Here is a 14968-nt window from a genome sequence, read left to right on the forward strand (position 1 = left end):
CTATCACACGTTCATGCAATAAGAATACCGGTTGAAAATCATTTCTTTGCATCGATTTTCAACCCTTATACCATGAATGCACTACTGCGGGCATGCCGTCCAAGCCGGCTATTACCCCTCCTGCTGCTGGCATCTTCCGTTTTCGCCCAACAGACGCCAGCCCCCCTTTACAAGCCCTCCATCGTAGACGGCACCCGGACCCACGCCCTGATGCGCAAGTTCGAACGGCAGCACGACACCCTGCAGAAAAACCTCCCTACCGAGTTCCGGAAAGACTATTCCGAGATTTACGGCCAACGGTGGAAGTACATTAAATCCCGGTTCCAGAAGAAAGAGATTTACACCCCTCCCGTTGCGCAACAGTACATCGACAGCATGCTCAACCGCATCATCGCCGCCAATCCCGAACTGAAACGCGAGCAGCTCCACGCTTTCTTCTCCCGCTCCGGCACCCCCAACGCCACTTACGTTGGCCAGGGGATCATCTTTTTCAACATCGGGCTGTTCAGCCGCCTCGACAACGAGCAGCAGGCCGCTTTCGTGCTCTGCCATGAGATCGCCCACGCCGTGTTGAAGCACAGCGACAAATCGATCGAGAAGTACGTAAAAAACCTCCACTCCTCCGCCCTGCAGTCGCAGCTGAAAGAGCTGAAGAAAGTACAATACAACCGCCTCTCCAAACTGGAAGACCTCAGCAAGGGCCTCGCGTTCGACAGCCGCCGGCATAGCCGCAACAACGAATCCGACGCCGACTCCCTCGCCCTGGTTTACTACCGCAACAGCGGCTTCGAACCGCAGGCGGCCGTTGCCGGCATGCTCCTGCTCGATGATATCGACATCGACTACATCGACATGGAAAAACGCCTCCGCACCCTCTTCAACGCGCCGCAATATCCCTTCCAGGACAGATGGCTCCGCAAAGACGCAGGGCTCCTCGGCGGGCACGCACGCCTCCGGCTCGACAGCACCCTCACCGATTCCCTCAAAACCCACCCGGATTGCATCGACCGCGCCAACAAACTGGTTGCCTTCAACGCCTTTGCCGACAGCGCCGAAGCCGGCAAGCCCGACGTGCCCTACGCCAGCATCCACCCCCAACGGTTCGATTCCCTGAAAAAGGCGTTCCGTTTCGAGATCATCGAGTATTCGTTTGCGGAGGATAACTATACCGAAAGCCTTTATTACACGATCGCCATGCTGGAAGAGCATCCGGACGATCCGTATCTTATCATGCACGTGGCGCGCATCCTCAACAACTGCTTCTACCTCCAGCGCCTGCACCGCCTGGGCAAGAAGCTGCGGTACCCCTCGCCCGAGAACGCCGAATCGATGAATACGCTCGCCCAGTTCGTACAGAACCTGTACATGGAGGAATACGCGCACATCGCATTCCATTACCTGCAACGGTACCAGGACAAGCTAGGCGCCTATCCTGAGTTCCAATCCGAAATCACCAAAAGCGAAGGCTTCATAAAAATGTAATCCATGATCCGGCATATACTTTTTTGTTTATTGACAGTCGTATGCAGCATACAGGGCGCTTCCGCACAGAAGACCCTCAGCCTCAACGACGCCGCCACGCCCTCCATCCTCTACAGCAGCGGAACCATCCAGCGGAACAACCAGATCGGCGGGTATTATTTCCTCATGCAGAACGACAAGGTCGATAAAACCACCAACGCCTACGCCCTGCACGTACTGGACGAGAACCTCAACCGCGTCAGGAAAATCAAATTCAACGCCTCCAGCAATATCCGCCTGCAAGAAGCCGCCGCCAGCGACAGCAGCATGGCTTTCCTGTTCTTCTACCCGATGGACAGAAAATATGAACTGCGCATCTACGATCACGACGGCGAGCTGCTGCAAACCTACGCCCGCACCTACGATTCGGAGAAGCGCAAACTGCACCTGCAGAACATGAGCCAGCATAATGAATCAGATGCCAACCGCACCTTGTTTGAAGTGGGCGCCAACGGCTACATGGCCGTGTTCGTACGCTGGCAGGGTAAGGGCACCTGCACCTACGACATCAATTTCTACGACGTAAAAAAGCACAAGACGACGAAGTTCAGTCCGGGTGTGGCCGACAAGGATTTCCTGCGCGCCGATTTCCTCGCCAAAACCGACAGCCTGTTGTTCCTGGAGATTTCCAACCGCCGGTCATCGCGCGCGTCCACGAGCATTGTGGCGTTCAACATCCATACGAAGAAAAAAGCCTTTGAAGTGAATGCCAACAAGGAGAAATGGCAGTTTGAACCGGCGGCGGTATTGCCTGTTCCCGGACAGGATACGATCGTGATGGTAGGCAAGTATTTCGAGAAGGGCGAAAGGCATATGAAAAGCAATGGCAAAGGCATCGCCATCTATCGCGTCAGCCGCAATACCGGCGCCATTCTCACGCGGACATACAATAGCTGGGAAACGGAAATCAACCGGTTGTATTCCTGCAATAAAAAAGGCAAGAACGCCGAAAACGGATACCTCTACCTGCATAACGCCGCGCTCGGGCCCGACGGCAAGCTGTTTGTAGCCGCGGAAGGGTATTCGCGCAAGGTGTATCCTTTTGGCGTGGTGTATTCGACGGTACTGCTACCTTTCCACATGACGCCTTCGTTTACCACGGTAGCCAATGCGGACATGGTGGTCCTGGAATTCAGCAATACCGACAAATTGGTGAAAGCCGTCACATACGATAAGCCGGGAACACGGATGATGTCGCGGATGGATTTCCTGAACCGGCATATGGTGGCGCGTTCGATGCGGACTGTCGGCCGTTTCGGGTACCAGTTTATCCATCCTTCGGGTAATCCGGGTCATTTCTCCATTTGTTATTACAGCAGCCGTTCGTCGGAAAGCGAAAGCGGGTATTTCACTTACCTGCGATACAACGGGCAGAAGTTCCGGCAATACGAAGTGGCGCTGCGCACCCGGGAACGCACGACGACGGTGCTGCCCGCCAAGCCGGGGTTCCTTTTGATCATAGAAGACAACAGGAAGGAAAAAACGGTAGAGATGCGCATGGAAAAAATCAGTTGATATGACGGGGGAACGGATGACGTTCCCCCTTTTCTTTTTCCTTGCATATTTATAGCCCGCAATGCCTATTTTAGCGGCTATGTTTCGCGGATTCTTCAATTTCCTGCTGTTCAGTTCCATCTACATCGCCCTTGTGGCGTTGCTCATGGTATGGGAATCGGAAGAGATCATGGGGCTCGCGCTCGACCGCGGCAATTACTTCGGTTTCGTGTTCTTTTCCACCATATGCAGCTATAACTTCCACTGGTACCTTACGCCTGGTTCTGAGAAATACTCGGAAAGGATCCTGTGGGGCCGCCGGCGCAGGAGGCTCCAGCTCATGGGTTGCTGCATCGGCCTCATGGGCGCCGCCTGGTATGGCCTGCCCCTTCTCCATCACTGGCTGCCCCTGGCGGGCGCGGTGGTGCTGACTTTCCTCTATTCGGCGCCCAAAGTGCCGCATGCCACGTTCCGGTGGCTGAAGAAGATCGCCATCGGGAAAACCATCTTCCTGGCATTCGTATGGATGTACGTAACCACCCTCCTGCCATACCTGATCGCCGATGCGGCGAAGGTGAATTTCGGGGAAGTGGCGCTACTGTGTGTATACCGGTTTTTCCTCATCTATGCCATCTGCATCCTGTTCGACCACCGCGACCGGGAAGAAGACCGCGCCGAAGGCATCCGCAGCCTCATTACCAGCCTGGAGGAACCCCACCTCGACAAACTATATTACGGTTCCCTCATCGTGTCAGCGGCCTGCGCACTGGCGCTGGCGCCGTCTTTGCCGCTCTTCGTGCTGTTCAGCCTCCTGGCGGCGGTGGCGGTGGTCTGGGCCGTGAAAAACTACGCGCAAAACCATCATTCCGATTACGTCTATTATTTCCAGCTCGACGGCCTCATGGCCTTTTCCGCCCTCATCCACCTCCTGTGGCGGCTGGCAGGCGGCATTTGATATGGAATTCATTACATTTGAAGGATATTTAACCTGAACAACAATGGCGAAAAAACCGAAAAGCATACTGACGAAAGAGTCTATGACCTTCCTCCGCAACTACCTCAACAACCCCTCTCCCACCGGTTTTGAGAAAGAAGGACAGAAAATGTGGCTGGAATACCTGAAACCATATATCGACGATACCATTGTAGACGCTTACGGCTCCGCCGTTGGGGTGATCAATCCCGAAGCGGCTTTTAAAGTGGTGATCGAGGCGCATGCCGATGAGATCTCCTGGTTTGTAAACTACATTTCTCCCGAAGGCCTCATCTACGTGATCCGCAACGGCGGCTCCGATCAGGCCATTGCACCCAGCAAGCGCGTGAACATCCATACGGAAAAAGGCATCGTGAAAGCGGTGTTCGGCTGGCCGGCGATACATACCCGTTTGCGCAGCGGCGATGGTAAGGAACCCCAACCAAAGGTGGACAACATCTTCCTCGACTGCGGCGCCCGCAACCGGAAAGAAGTGGAAGAACTGGGCATCCATGTGGGCTGCGTGGTTACTTTCGACGATATGTTCGAGGAGCTGAACTACGATTACTTCATCTGCCGCGCGATCGACAACCGCATCGGCGGCTTCATGATCGCGGAAGTGGCGCGCATGCTGAAAGAAAACAAGGTGCGCCTGCCTTTCGGTCTTTATATTGTAAATGCGGTGCAGGAAGAAGTAGGGCTGCGCGGCGCGGAAATGATCGCCAAAAGGATCAAGCCCAACGTGGCCATCATCACCGACGTAACGCACGATACCACCACGCCGATGATCAACAAAAACATCGAAGGCGAAATCAAATGCGGCGCCGGCCCCAGCATCACTTACGGGCCAGCGGTGCACAACATCCTGCGCGACCTCATCATCAAAACGGCTAAAAAAGAAGATATCCCCCACCAGCTGCACGCTGTAAGCCGCAGCACCGGCACGGATACCGACGCTTTCGCCTATTCCAACGACGGCACGCCTTCGGCACTCATCAGCATTCCCCTCCGCTATATGCATACCACCGTGGAAATGATAAAGAAAGACGACGTGGAAAATACCATCCGCCTCATCTACCAAACCTTGCTCAACATTACCCCCAAAACCAACTTCCAGTATCTTTAACCATATAAAACCGATGTTGTATGATCCGTCGTGACTGGACCATCCCCGAAATAAAGGATATCTACAATACACCGCTCCTCGAACTGATGTACCGTGCCGCCACCGTGCACCGCGAACACCAGGATACCGCGGAGGTACAGGTTTGCACCCTGCTGTCCATCAAAACCGGCGGCTGCTCCGAAGATTGCGCCTACTGCCCCCAGGCGGCGCGCTACAGCACCGGGGTAGATGTGCATGCCCTCATGCAGAAAGATAAAGTCCTGGAATACGCCCAAAAAGCCAAAGATGCGGGCTCCACCCGCTTCTGCATGGGCGCGGCCTGGCGCGAAGTGCGCGACAACCGCGACTTCGACCGCGTGCTCGATATGGTGAAAGGCGTAAACGCCATCGGCATGGAAGTATGCTGCACCCTCGGCATGCTCACCGAATCGCAGGCGCAAAAGCTCGCCGACGCGGGGCTGTATTCCTACAACCACAACCTCGACACATCCAGCGAATACTACGGGGAAATCATCACCACCCGCACGTACGACGACCGCCTCAACACCCTCGAAAACGTGCGTAAGGCAGGCGTAACCGTATGCTGTGGCGGCATTATCGGCCTCGGCGAAAGCCATGAAGACCGCATCAACATGCTGGCCACCCTCGCCACCATGCCCGAACATCCGGATTCCGTGCCTATCAACGCCCTCACGCGCGTGGCCGGCACCCCGCTGGAACACATGCCGAAAGTGGAATTCTGGGATATGGTCCGCATGATCGCAACCGCCCGCATCCTCATGCCCACCACGATGGTCCGCCTCAGCGCCGGCCGCGCGGAAATGAGCGTTTCCGAACAGGCGATGTGCTTTATGGCAGGCGCCAACTCCATCTTCACCGGCGATAAGCTGCTTACCACCAAAAACCCTTCCTTCGAGGAAGACAACCTGATGTTCGAGCTGCTGGGCCTCAAACCCCGCGAAGTCTTCAAAGATGAAAAAGCCGCCGGCTGCTGCGACCACCAGCACGAACACGCACATACACATTAACACAGATAGCCTTTCAAACTAAATCCAAAAGAGCCGCCCGTGTTGGGCGGCTCTTCTTTTTCCTGTCATTTTCCCACCCTGCCGGTAGTATTTATGCAATTGTTCACCGCCGGCTGACAAGGTATTTTAGTACGGCTACAGTACGGTATCCCTACTAAGTCCCTACTAAGTCTGTACCGCAACTCACCGGAGGGTACAAAAAAGCCCGCCAGGAATTGTACCGGCGGGCTTAAGGGGGCTTTATAGGGAGAATAAGGAACGATTACTGCGGTAAGTACTTCGTCAGGGCTTCCTCCAGGGCGGCGCCGCGGAGGTCTTTCGCCACGATTTTTCCCTGCGGGTCGATCAGGAAGTTGGCCGGTACCCCGCGGATGCCATAGAGCTTCACCGCCGCGTTGTTCCAGAACTTCAGGTCGGAAACGTGCACGAAATCTTCCAGACCGTCCTTTTTGATGGCCTCTTCCCAGAGGTCCTTACGGCCAGGTTGGTCGAGCGACACACTGAGAACGAGGAAGTTACGCTCTTTGAACTTCTTATAAGCCGCCACTACGTGGGGGTTCTCTGCACGGCAGGGGCCGCACCAGCTGGCCCAGAAGTCGAGGAACACGTATTTGCCCCGGAAATCGGACAGGCTGACGGGTTTGCCCGCCAGGTCGTTCTGGGTGAAATCCGGCGCCACGGCACCGATCACGATGGTCTTTTTCTTATGCATGTTCTCCGCGAAGCGCTTCCCGGCGGGGGAAGCCTGCTGATGGGCGGGGAGGCTGGCGAAAAGGGGCTCCAGTTCGGCCAGGTCCATGTTGTTATGGACCGACAGCTCCTGCAATGCGAACACGACAACGGGCGATCCGGGGTTCTTTTCGATAAAGGATTTTATCAATCCGCGCTTATCAGCCAGCGCCTTGCGGAACTTCACGTTCAGGGCGTTGGTGAGGGCGGTGTCGCGGCGTTGCTCGTCGGTGGCGCTGCCCCATACCTTGTTGATGGCGTCCATCTGGTCTTCGTAGGGCTGCAGGTGCTTTTTATATTCGGCGTCGGCGGCATTCAGCTTAGAGCCTTTGATGTTGGCGGAAGCCATGTCAGTTTCGGAGCTCAGCGTGATGGTGGCCGGTTCGAGGTACATGATCTTGCGGTCCATGCCGGAGCCCATGTTCTGGAGGCCTTTGCCGTCTTTGCTGAGCGCGATCATCATGAGCCCGGGTTCTGCAGTGGTGCCTGAGAAAGAAAATTCCCCGTTTTTCAGTACCGCCGAATCCAGCATGCGCTCGCCATCTTCGGTTCTGTCAAAATACACGGTGGCCGGGGCGTTCAGCTTGCCGATCCTGCCTTTCAGCACAAATTTGCCCTCCTGCGCCATAGCGGCTGCCGGGATGATGGCGGCGGCCACGAGGGCCAGGGTCCGGGATCTTACGATACGTATGTTCATGGTGTCGGTTTTAAAAAATCAATGCGGTTATTCGCGGATGAAGATATCAGTCGGCGATCCGGGAATGCCCGTCGTTTTACGGATCAGGTCGCCGAAGTGGCCCACGGAGGTATCCAGTATATGCAGCTCTCCTTCTACCCCCACTACGAGCAAGTTGCCGTTTTGTTCGATCTTCAGGAGGGTGATCTCCTTCCCGCCGAAGGCGGCATTCAGCTCGCGGATTTCTTCATTCAGCGGGTTATAACGGTAAACCTTGCCGTTGCCGGTAAAATAGAACACGCCTACGGGAGAAACCGCCCATTTGGTGGTAGCCGTCACGAGGCTGTCGCCTTTGAATTTCTTCATTTCGCGGGCGTTGAATTGCTGCCTGCCTTCTCTCCAGTTCAGACCAAATCGCAACTGCATCGTTTTGCCGAGCGAATCGCAGAAGGCGTAGATGTCGTTGTCGCTGAATTTTTCCATGTAAAGGAGATCCATGCCCAGGTCTTTGGGAACAAAGGCGGAATCGAACACGGTATAAGTGGTATCAAGATAAGTACCAGGCAAGAAGCGCAGGAAACGTTTCTTTTCCTTGTCGAATCCGAGGAAGTGGGAAACGGCCTGGCCGCTTTCCGTCAGCTCCTGCAACAGTTGCGGCGCGAGTTTGTATTCGCCGTTCACCGCCACGCCGAAGAATCCGTAGTAAGAACCGAAAGGCGCGGTTTCGAAGGTGCCCATATACAGCTGGTCATTAATAATCGCCGTAGTGGTGCCGTTGAGGTTGCGGAGGAAATAATCCGCGCGGGTAGCCGCCATCGGCTGGTAGAAGTTTTCTTTCAGGCTGCGCACTTTGCCAAGGGTATTGGCGTCGATGAGCACAGCGCCTTCGTTGCCGCCAAAAGTAAGCCAGTACTGGGTGATCTGGTTCATGTAGAACTGGTTCCGCACCTGCACAATCTGGCGCGGACCGCCGGGCATCGCTTCCTTGTTGATCGCTTCGTAGATATCGGCCTGCAGCGTACCATCCGGTTTGATAAAGGAAAGCGAAGTGCTGCTGCCGTTCCCGCTGAGCACCAGCGAGCCACGCGTAAACGCCGTTTGCCCGCTGATGACGAAATCATAAAAGTACTTCTGGCCCGTATTGTTGTCGGTCACTTTCAGCAACACGGTATAACGGGCGGCACCAAGACCATACACGATGCGCAGGTCGCGGGTGAAGTAATCGTCGGTAGTGGCACGCTCGGGCACATTGATCTTCCATTCGCAGGAATAATCGTTCGGGCCGCTTTTGAGGGTGATAACGGGTGCCACGATGAGGCTGTCGCCCGACATCACATGGTACACCGAATCCAGCCCCGCCATAATCGGCGCCGGTACTTCCACATAATCGTAATTGCCTTTATCCTTGTAACAACCGGCGATGATGGCCGAAAGGCAGAGTATGAGCAGATAAATCTTTTTCATGGCTTGCAGCATTAGATGACCGGATCTCCGTCTTCATCGGTGAAATAATAACGTCCGTCTGCCGGGTTGAGCGTGAGGATGTATTTCTTCGCGGTGTTTTCGCTGTGATAGAATTCCAGCGTACCATTGGCGCCGGGCGTTACCACATATCCTTCTTCCGGGTTTTCTTCCGTCCAGGTTTTGGGATTGGCGAGGAAAGAACGGAATCGGCGGGTATGGTACAGCACTTTGGGTGTAGCCTGCCAGTCGGCGCGGTCTTCCGTTAGCGATGTAGTACCTGAAACGCGGATAAACAGCTCGTGCTTCACGCGGGAATACTCGCCCAGTTCGCCTTGCCATATCTCCCAGTAGAGGGGCTTTTCGAGCCGGTTGGAGAAGATGATCTTGGCGGTATCGAGTTTGGGGAACATGGTGGCGAAGTCGCCGGTAGGTTGCAGCTGCAGGAAGAGCCGCACGGCTTTTTCCGCCAGCAAGGGGTCGGTGTTGTAGATCACCACCGGGATATCGAGCCGGCCCGAATCTGCGGGCAGGGTATAATCCGCCTTCAGCACTTCGAAGTGCAGGCCCGGTTGCGCGGTGGTTTTACCGTTTACCAGGGTCACCTTCACCTTGCGGCCTGCGGTGGTCCTGTTCCCGGAAAGCCGCACGGGCAAAAGGATCGTGTCGAAAGATTTATCGGGAAACAGCGCGAAGGAATAGATCACGCTGTCGATCCGCTGGTTCGTCAGGTCGCTGGAGCTGAAATCGAAGTATACGCCGTCATCGGATTTGTATACGAGGTCGTCCCCTTTTTCGCATCCTGCCAGCCATCCGGCAGCCAGCAGCCATATTGTGATTTTGGTTATTTTCTTCATGAGTTGGCAGGTTTAACGGTTACCATAAGCGAGCTCGTCGTCCGGCCAGGGGAAGACGAATATCTGGGGGTGGGCTGGATGGTATTGCCTCCCAGTCCGGGATATGCGCGGTTCAGCCGCTTGTACATATAGAAGATCTGACCTTCCCCGAAGAATTCCTTCCTGGCATCTTTCACGAGTTCATTCATGAATACGGTTTTGGAGGGATCATTCAACGGAACGCCCATCCCGCGCTGTTTGCGAACGGTGTTGAGGTATTCCCAACCTTTCGCGGGATCGGTATCGTACACTGCTTCCGCGGCGATATAATACATTTCGCTGAGTCGCAGCATGGGGATCATGAGATCATGCAGGTTCTTGTCGCCGTTGCGGCTGTATTTTTCCAGGCGCATGTAGCCGCCTGTGGAGCTGTTCTGCTGGGAGAACCATTGCTTGTACCGGAAGTCCTCCGCGCCGGGGCCCGCCACTTCATACATGGTCCGCAACTCACCGGGAGGCGTGTTCAGCGTGGTTTCACCATTGCGTAGCCGGTCGTACAGCGGATTGGTCATGTTCGGTGCGTACAGCCCGAAGAGCAGTTCCTTGTACAGGATACGGTCCTTCTGCTGCTCGTCCGGATTCAGAAAATCCGTCTGCCGCGTCCAGGGGAATTTGTTGGATTCGATCACTTCTTTCGCCATTGTGAGCGCGGCGGCAGTGTTGCCGGCGTAGAGCTGCACACGGGCCAGCGCGCCGGTTACCGCGAAGTAATTGAGGCGGTGACGGCGGTGCTGGAAGAACATCGGGCCGGAAACTTCCGTGGAAGAATCGGGCGTCGTATATCCCACTTTATAACCCGGTTTCACGATGGGGTCTACGTTCTTCAGCAACTCCCGCGCGGCGGTGAGGTCGCGGATCACGGAATCCAGCACCTGGCGCAAGGTGTACACCGGCGTCGTTTTCCGTGAAAAAGTCGTTACATAGGGAATCCCCTGCGCACCGGGCGTAACCATCGGAGCGGCCGCGAACTGACGCAGCACGTCGAAGTGGCACCAGGCCCGCATCGCCAGCGCTTCCCCTTTGATCAGGTCGCGCTCCGATGCTTCCAGCAGGTTGCCGGAACCATCTACATGCTCCAGGATGAGGTTGCTGTTGGCCACCACCGTATACAGACCGGCCCAGCTATCCTTCTGGCGGTTGATGAAGTTATTGTCGCGGTAGTTGAACAGCATGGTCTGGCGGAAACCTACCCGGTCCACTACGTCAATATTATAATTCTGTGCCAGCACGTCGAGCGTGCCTGCGGTCAGCTCCCTGCCGTAAAGGTCTTCCTTCACGCTGCGGCTGTAAAGCCCGTTCACCGCATCCTGGTACCCTTCGCGGGAAGTAAACAGCAGGTCCATCGAAACTTCCGATTTCGGCGACACGTCGAGCCATTTGGTGCAGGATGCGAGCGCCAGCATGCCACCGATCAGTATGATATTTATTCTCATTGGGCGCAATTTTTAGAATCTGGTTGAAAGTGTGAAGGTGATGCTCCGGGCAAACGGATAATCGATACCGCGCTCGGCCTTAACGGTCGACCAGTAAGCCAGGTCGTTCATGTTGGCCGACAAGCGCAGGTAATGCATCCGCAGCCTTTTGTAGAAGCTGGCCGGGAAGTCGTACGACAGGAACACGGATTTCAGCTCCAGCCTGTTTTCCTCCTGCACGAAGCGCGAGGACGTCTGCGTGGTGCCCTGGTCGGCGATGTTCTTGAAGAACGCCACGTCGCCGGGCTTGATCCAGCGTTCGGACAGCACGCGGCTGTCTACGTTGTATCTCGGGTCGGCGTTTTCCACGCGGTCTACCAGCGTCTGGTTGTAGATATCGCCGCCGAGCCTTGTCCAGAAGCGCACCTCCACCATAAATCCGCCGTATACGACGCTGGTACCGAAGTTGCCTTCGAGCACGGGCGTTTCGTCGCCAACGGGCATGATGTCTTTCACATTATAATCAAACGTGCGGGTGCCGTCGCGTTTCAGGAAGATTTCCTTGCCGGTTTCCGGATCGATGCCGAGGGAGCGCACGGCGTAGATCGTGCTCATCGACTGCCCTTCCTGGAATCGCAGCAGGGGCACGGAACGCAGTTCGGGTTTCTCGGTTTGTTGCTTGTCGATCTCGTCGTTGAAGCTTTTCAGCGCGTTGGAGATTTTGGTGATCTCGTTGGAGTTATGCACCAGGTTCACGTTGAAGTTCACCGACCACTTGCGGCTGCGGAAGGCATTCATGCGGAGGAACAGTTCGTAGCCCTTGTTCACCATCTCGCCGAGGTTCTCCTTGTATTTGGGGAAACCGGTGCTGAGGGGAACGTTCACGTCGGCCAACAGGTCGCGGGTGTGCTTGAAGTAGTAACGCGGCGCCAGGTAGACACGGTCGTTCCAGAGCGATGCTTCCAGCCCGAGATCGTAGTTCTGCGTGCGCTGCCATTTCAGGCTGCGGTTGCCGTACTCTTTGAAGATGGCGCCCACACCGGTGGAATACCAGTCACCGCCGTAATATTCATATGTAGTGTTGGACAGGTAGGAAGGGAAAGAAACGTCTCCCGTAAGACCTGTTGTGGCACGTATTTTCAGCTGGTTGATGAACGGATGGCCTTGCAGGAAGGCTTCCTGGTGGAGGTTCCAGCCCATACCCATGGACCAGAACGGCGCCATGCGCGAATCCGCCCCGAATTTGCTGGACCCGTCCACGCGGAATGTTGCGTCGAGCAGGTAACGGTTTTTGTAGGCGTAGTTCACGGTAGCGAAGCCACCGGCCAGGCGCTGCTGGCGCGATTCACCTTCGGGCCGGGTATTGTTTTTATACCGGCGCGCGAAATTGATATCGCTGAACCGGTCGTTTACAAACCCTTCGCCGATCGTCTCCTTTCTCCAGTAATCCACCGACTGCATATTGAAGCCACCGGTAGCGGTAATGAAGTTGCCGCCGATCTGTTTGTTATAGTTGAGGGTGATGTTACCGTCCCATTGCGTTTCCTTGTCGGTCGCGAAGAGGTATTCGCCCCTGTCTTTCAGATCGTCGCCCTCATAATCGTAATACTTGTTGCTGAAGGGAGAAGTGAATTTATCCACGGAGTTGCCGCGGCGGATAAAGCTCACTTCCGAGCGTACGCGCCATTGCGGGTTGAAGTTGTATTCCAGCGCGAGGATGTCGGTAAACTCTAGGTATTCGCTTTTGTCGAAGTTACCGATGGTGGCTTCGTACATGGGATTGAGCACCGCGGAATTGATGACGCCGTTACCTTCGCCGCCGCGGGAGTTCCACATATCCACTTCACGGATGAGGCGGCCCAGGCTGTCGGTTTTCGGGTAGTAGGGGTTCATCCTTACATAATTGGAGAAGCTCCCGAAATTGCTGTTCTTCTGGTTCACCTGCGTGATGGTGAACATGTTCCGGGCCAGGAACTTGTTATTCTCGCCCAGGTTGTAGCTGAGGGTATTGGAAAGGCTGTAACGGTCGCGGCCGGAACCTTTCATCACACCGCCGTTGCTTTGGTAGCGGGCATCCACACCGTATTTCACGGCGCGGGTACCGCCCTGCAGCGACACGGAATGGCGATGGCCCAGCTCCGTTTGCACGGGCTGCGACAGCCAGTAGGTGTTCACTCCCGCCAGCACGTTCTGCCGCTTCCGGAAGTATTGTTTCTCCAGTTCGTCGGGCGCATCCACCTGGTTGTCGGTGTACAGTCCCGCGAGCCTTTCGTATTCCAGTTTATCCTTTGCGTTGAGGACGTTGTAAGCCGTCAGGTCGGGCGCCACCACGTTCAGTTCGTAGTTGTAGTGCAGTTCCAGCTTGCCTTCTTTCGGGGCTTTGGTATAAATCACGACTACGCCGTTGGAAGCGCGGGAACCGTAGATCGCCGTCGCCGCCGCGTCCTTCAGCAGGGTAATGGTTTCAACCTGGTTCATATCCAGGTCGAAGATCGCCTGGATGTTGGTGGGATAGCCGTCGAGGATGAAGAGCGGCAGGTTGGTAACGGATGCCAGCTGGTTGCGGCTCAGTACGTTGTCGGTATTGGCCGGCAGCGCGGTCGTTCCCCGGATGCTGATATTGGGCAGCATGTTGGGGTTGGAGCCGGCCAGGTTGTTCTCCGCGAGGCGGAACGACGGGTCGTAGGCCTGGATGCTGGACAGGATATTTTGCGGGTTGAATCGCTTGAGCTCCTCTCCTGTGATCGTTACGGCGGAACCGGTGTAGTTATCGCGCTTGATACGCTGGTAACCGGTGATCACCACGTCTTTCATGGACTGCACATCGGTGAGCAGTTTCACATCCAGCTGCGTGCGCTTGCCGGGTTTCACTTCCTGGGCCTTGTAGCCGATGAAGGAGTAGACAAGCGTGGCGTTGGGGGGAACGTTGTTGATCTGGTAGCGGCCGTTGTCGTTGGTTTTGGTACCGTTGGTCGTGCCTTTAACAAGCACGGTTACTCCGGGCAATGCGAGGCCCTGTTCATCGGTAACTGTACCTTGCACGGAGGCCTGTTGCTGCGGGATGGCCGTGAGGTCCTGCCGGGCCGGAGCGCTGGTTGCGGGCTGCGCTGTGGGTGCCGTAGCGGGTGCGGCGGACGTGTTGGCCTTTTCCTTTTTGTAAATAATGTAATCGTTGCCGGATGCATGTTCCGCTTCGAGCCCGAAGGCGGCGAGGTAGCGGTTGATGTAGGTGATGACGGCTTCGCCGGCATGCGGAGGCGGAGGGTCTACCTGGAGATTACCCACGGTGTTGCCCATGTAATTGATCCGGACGCGGAGCGCTTTCTCCATGTCGGCGAGCACGCGTTTAAGCGGCATCTTGCGGCCTCCCGGTTCCTGGTACGAAAGGGCCGTTTCCCTTTGCGGCAAGTCATTTGCCGAAGCAGCTTGTGCGGCGCCCACTGTAAGGCACATCGCCAGCGTCAGGCATCGGCCGGCGTTGAATTGTCCCATAGCAATGTAGATTTAGGTTGGTTGTTAGTCACGATGTCTTTTTCGTTGCTCATCCATCAGGCAATAATTTTCCCTATCGCGCCGCTGCATGCCGCGGGCGTAGTCCGGTTACCCGGTGTTTAATAAATATGTATGCTGATAAATTTTCTCCTTTAAACTT

10 protein-coding genes are annotated in these 14968 nt (G+C 55.7%); 5 read left to right on the forward strand and 5 right to left on the reverse strand.

Annotation, left to right across the window (positions count from 1 at the left end; all coding sequences use genetic code 11):
- Nucleotides 1-72: 72 nt before the first annotated feature.
- The 5 genes from WJU16_RS06035 (at nt 73) to bioB (ending at nt 6142) form a co-directional block, all read left to right on the forward strand.
- Nucleotides 73-1482 (forward strand): M48 family metallopeptidase, encoded by a 1410-nt coding sequence (locus WJU16_RS06035; protein ID WP_341837427.1) that lies wholly within the window; start codon nt 73-75, stop codon nt 1480-1482.
- A gap of 3 nt (nt 1483-1485) precedes the next feature.
- Complete coding sequence (locus tag WJU16_RS06040; RefSeq protein WP_341837428.1) at nt 1486-3036, forward strand: DUF6770 family protein; 1551 nt, start codon at nt 1486-1488, stop codon at nt 3034-3036.
- A 79-nt stretch (nt 3037-3115) separates the two neighbouring features.
- A complete protein-coding gene (locus WJU16_RS06045; protein ID WP_341837429.1) occupies nt 3116-3970 on the forward strand; it encodes a UbiA family prenyltransferase in 855 nt (284 codons plus the stop codon).
- 43 nt (nt 3971-4013) lie between these two features.
- Entirely contained in the window at nt 4014-5114 is a 1101-nt protein-coding gene (locus tag WJU16_RS06050; RefSeq protein ID WP_298715394.1) for a M42 family metallopeptidase, read from the forward strand.
- A 20-nt stretch (nt 5115-5134) separates the two neighbouring features.
- On the forward strand, nt 5135-6142 hold the full coding sequence (gene bioB, locus WJU16_RS06055; protein WP_341837430.1) for a biotin synthase BioB: 1008 nt from the start codon (nt 5135-5137) through the stop codon (nt 6140-6142).
- A gap of 262 nt (nt 6143-6404) precedes the next feature.
- Here bioB and WJU16_RS06060 read toward each other — a convergent pair whose 3' ends face one another.
- From WJU16_RS06060 to WJU16_RS06080, 5 genes are read right to left on the reverse strand one after another with little or no spacing between them, the layout of a single operon-like run.
- The gene (locus WJU16_RS06060) at nt 6405-7568 is read right to left on the reverse strand and encodes a TlpA disulfide reductase family protein (RefSeq protein ID WP_341837431.1); all 1164 of its coding nucleotides are present in this window, start codon (nt 7566-7568) and stop codon (nt 6405-6407) included.
- A gap of 27 nt (nt 7569-7595) precedes the next feature.
- Nucleotides 7596-9011, reverse strand: coding sequence for a PKD-like family lipoprotein (locus WJU16_RS06065; RefSeq protein ID WP_341837432.1), 1416 nt, complete (start codon nt 9009-9011; stop codon nt 7596-7598).
- Between the two features lie 11 nt (nt 9012-9022).
- A complete protein-coding gene (locus WJU16_RS06070; RefSeq protein WP_341837433.1) occupies nt 9023-9865 on the reverse strand; it encodes a DUF4843 domain-containing protein in 843 nt (280 codons plus the stop codon).
- A complete protein-coding gene (locus WJU16_RS06075) occupies nt 9862-11337 on the reverse strand; it encodes a RagB/SusD family nutrient uptake outer membrane protein (RefSeq protein WP_341837434.1) in 1476 nt (491 codons plus the stop codon). Before WJU16_RS06075 ends, WJU16_RS06070 begins: the two co-directional genes overlap by 4 nt.
- Before the next feature lie 12 nt (nt 11338-11349).
- On the reverse strand, nt 11350-14808 hold the full coding sequence (locus WJU16_RS06080) for a SusC/RagA family TonB-linked outer membrane protein (protein ID WP_341837435.1): 3459 nt from the start codon (nt 14806-14808) through the stop codon (nt 11350-11352).
- Nucleotides 14809-14968: the final 160 nt, after the last annotated feature.

This window comes from Chitinophaga pollutisoli, assembly GCF_038396755.1.
GTDB classification, from domain to species: Bacteria; Bacteroidota; Bacteroidia; order Chitinophagales; family Chitinophagaceae; genus Chitinophaga; species Chitinophaga pollutisoli.

Bases quoted from the DNA above. Each gene is read 5' to 3' on its own strand.
- WJU16_RS06035 (WP_341837427.1), top strand. From the start codon at position 73: ATGAATGCACTACTGCGGGCATGCCGTCCAAGCCGGCTATTACCCCTC.
- WJU16_RS06040 (WP_341837428.1), top strand. From the start codon at position 1,486: ATGATCCGGCATATACTTTTTTGTTTATTGACAGTCGTATGCAGCATA.
- WJU16_RS06045 (WP_341837429.1), top strand. From the start codon at position 3,116: ATGTTTCGCGGATTCTTCAATTTCCTGCTGTTCAGTTCCATCTACATC.
- WJU16_RS06050 (WP_298715394.1), top strand. From the start codon at position 4,014: ATGGCGAAAAAACCGAAAAGCATACTGACGAAAGAGTCTATGACCTTC.
- bioB (WP_341837430.1), top strand. From the start codon at position 5,135: ATGATCCGTCGTGACTGGACCATCCCCGAAATAAAGGATATCTACAAT.
- WJU16_RS06060 (WP_341837431.1), bottom strand. From the start codon at position 7,568: ATGAACATACGTATCGTAAGATCCCGGACCCTGGCCCTCGTGGCCGCC.
- WJU16_RS06065 (WP_341837432.1), bottom strand. From the start codon at position 9,011: ATGAAAAAGATTTATCTGCTCATACTCTGCCTTTCGGCCATCATCGCC.
- WJU16_RS06070 (WP_341837433.1), bottom strand. From the start codon at position 9,865: ATGAAGAAAATAACCAAAATCACAATATGGCTGCTGGCTGCCGGATGG.
- WJU16_RS06075 (WP_341837434.1), bottom strand. From the start codon at position 11,337: ATGAGAATAAATATCATACTGATCGGTGGCATGCTGGCGCTCGCATCC.
- WJU16_RS06080 (WP_341837435.1), bottom strand. From the start codon at position 14,808: ATGGGACAATTCAACGCCGGCCGATGCCTGACGCTGGCGATGTGCCTT.